The sequence below is a fragment of the Sinomonas sp. genome (genome assembly GCF_051955515.1).
Taxonomy (GTDB): domain Bacteria; phylum Actinomycetota; class Actinomycetes; order Actinomycetales; family Micrococcaceae; genus Sinomonas.
In genome coordinates this window covers 1-2,728 of record NZ_JBQCGQ010000314.1, presented here as the reverse complement: position 1 = coordinate 2,728, position 2,728 = coordinate 1, and the positions used below count along the sequence as shown (strand labels likewise).

Annotated in this window: 2 protein-coding genes; one reads left to right on the top strand and one right to left on the bottom strand. The window is 68.5% G+C overall.

Features of this window, described 5'->3' with window-relative positions; translation table 11 throughout:
- Positions 1-2 precede the first annotated feature (2 nt).
- Positions 3-1,001 carry a Gfo/Idh/MocA family protein gene (locus tag ACTHL9_RS18665; protein ID WP_440520758.1) on the top strand — a complete coding sequence of 333 codons (999 nt, stop codon included), beginning with the start codon at positions 3-5 and terminating at the stop codon, positions 999-1,001.
- A gap of 121 nt (positions 1,002-1,122) precedes the next feature.
- Here the strand turns inward: ACTHL9_RS18665 and ACTHL9_RS18660 are convergent, their stop codons facing one another.
- Positions 1,123-2,598 (bottom strand): FAD-dependent monooxygenase, encoded by a 1,476-nt coding sequence (locus ACTHL9_RS18660; protein WP_440520757.1) that lies wholly within the window; start codon positions 2,596-2,598, stop codon positions 1,123-1,125.
- Positions 2,599-2,728: the final 130 nt, after the last annotated feature.

The window sequence follows — 2,728 nt, the reverse complement described above, 5'->3', positions numbered from 1 at the left end:
GGATTGCCGACCTCGACCTCGCCGCCGCATCCTCCGCTGCCGCGGAGCTCGGGCGACCCGAGCTGCCGGCAGGGGCAGACGCCGTGGGCCTCGCCCGCGCTGTCGGCGCGGAGGCGATCATCAACGTCACCATCCCTGCGGCTCACCACCCCGTGACTACGGCGGCGCTCCTCGCCGGTTTCCCCGTGCTGGGGGAGAAGCCGGTCGCCTCGACGGTCGCGGAGGGGCTCTCGCTCGCGGCGTGCGCCGAGCTGACGGGGAAGCTGTTCATGGTGAGCCAGTCCCGCCGTTACAACAGGCAGCTGTTCGCGGCGAAGGAGCAGTCTTCCGAGTTGGGGCCGCTCGGCATCCTGTCGGTCGACTTCTTCAAGGCCCCGCACTTCGGCGGGTTCCGCGAGGAGATCCCGAGCCCGCTGCTGCTCGACATGGCGATCCACCAGTTTGACATGGCCCGCTTCCTGCTCGACGCCGATCCCGTCTCGGTGCGGTGCGAGGAGTTCAACCCTTCGTGGAGCTGGTACGCGGGGAACGCGGCCGCGACGGCGACGTTCGAGATGGCCGGCGGCGCACGATTCGTGTTCAACGGAAGCTGGTGCAGCCCGGGCTTCGAGACCTCGTGGAACGGATCGTGGCGGATCTCGGGGGAGAGGGGGACCGTGCTCTGGGATGGCGGCCACGAGCCGGCGGCGGACCTGCCCGCGCAGGCCGAGGCCGCCGTCGTCCGCTCTGTCGACGACCCTGGTCAGGACATCGCGGGATCGCTGCGGGAATTCATCGCAGCGGTCCGGTCGGGCTCAACCCCGATGGGCGAGGTGCACGCCAACATCATGAGCCTCGCCATGGTCGAAGCCGCTGTGCAGAGCGCGTCCCTCGGCTGGCGCGTGGCGCTCGACGACGTCCTCAACTCGTCCTACGAGACCGCCCTCGCGAACGAGAACAACGAGGACGTGCTGCGGGTCCTCAAGTCGTGGCCTTCGGTGCGCACGGCCCTGAGCCGTTAGCGCCCATGGTGCTCTCGGAAATGTCCCGCTCTAACAGAGGTTTAGAGCGGGACATTCCTGGAAGGATCAGTAGCTACACCCCGCAGGCCCGCCGACCGATCTGGTGAGGCGCTGCGGTGACCTAACCCGAGGTCTGGCCGAACCACGTGCTGAGCGCCTCGCGCAGCCCGCTCTGGGAGGCGTCTCCTACCCAGGCGACGTAACCGTCCGGTCGAACGAGAACTGCGCCGGGCGCGGGGACCGGGCCGAGCACTGGAAGCTCCCACGGGTCCGCGTACTCGGCGTCGACCAGTTGGACTCGCTCAGTCCATGCGCCGACATCGATCGCGCCGGGCTCGCCGAAGTTGATCAGCACCGGTCGTGCCGTGTGCAGCAAGGAGAACACGCGCAAAGGGCCGTCGGCGGTGGCGAGGTCGAGGTCGGGCATGCGGCGCCCGAGGAGCGGGTGGCCGTTGCCGAGGTGGTAATGGATGTCGAGGCCGCTCATCATCCCGGCGATCCGCTTGCGTGGCTCGTCCATGCCGAGCAGCTCGGTTACGATGTCGCGCAGTGCGTCCGTGCGCTCGTCCGTTCGGCTGAGGGCGACCTGCGCCATAGTGTTGTGCAGCACCCGCGCGGCGACGGGGTGCCGCTCGTCGTGATACGTGTCCAGAAGACTCTCCGGCGACGTCCCCTTCACCACCTGCGCGAGCTTCCAGCCGAGGTTCACGGCATCCTGCACGCCGACGCCCAAGCCCTGGCCACCCATGGGCGAGTGGATGTGCGCGGCGTCGCCAGCGAGAAGCACGCGTCCTTTGCGGTATGAGTCGGCCTGACGGGTGGTGTCCGAGAACCGCGAGATCCACGCCGCGCTCCGCAGCCCGAAGTCGGTGCCGTACACCGCGATGAGCCCCTTGCTCAGATCCTGCAGGGTCGGTTCGTCGGTCCGGCCGGGGTGCTCTTCAGTGACCATGCAGCGGACCGACTCGGTGCCCTCCACCTTCGACAGGCCGTGCAGGCCGAAGCCCTGACGGCGCAGCCCCCACTCGGGTTCCTCGTCCATCTCGACCTCCGCGATCAGGCTGCTCGTGGTCGCGTCCCAGCCCTCGAACTCGATGCCGGCGGCCTTGCGGATCCGGCTCCGCCCGCCGTCGCACGCCACGAGGTACTGTGCGCTCACCGTCGCGTCGTCCACAAGATTGACCACGACGCCGGCCGCGTCCTGCGCGAACCCCGTCACGTCGCGTCCCCGATAGACCGAGACGCCGAGCTCGTCCACCCAGTCGGCCAGAATGCGCTCGATGTGCTGCTGGGCGAGCCCGAGTCCGTAATTGTGCCGGGTGGGGAAGTCGCTGATGTCGAGTGGGATCCAGGCGAAGCCGCCGACCTGCCCGGTTTTGCCCTGCTCCAGGAATCGGTCCGCGATTCCGCGCTGATCGAAAACCTCTATTGTGCGCGACAAGAAGCCGAGCGCCCGCTGGCCGATAAGGTCCTGATTCTCCCGCTTTTCCACTATGGCGACGTCGATCCCCGCCAAGGCCAATTCCCCCGCCAGCATGAGCCCAGTTGGGCCTGCCCCGACAATGACCACCTGATGCCCCGCCATTTCCCCATTCACGCCGCCGATTCTCCGGCACCCCCGGGGCCTTGCCGCAAGCCCCACGGGGCGCGGTACGGTGGAAATGGAAGGTCAGACGCGAGCCTCGAGATGCCGGTCTGCCAGGGCCGCCAACACCGGGAGTGCGGCG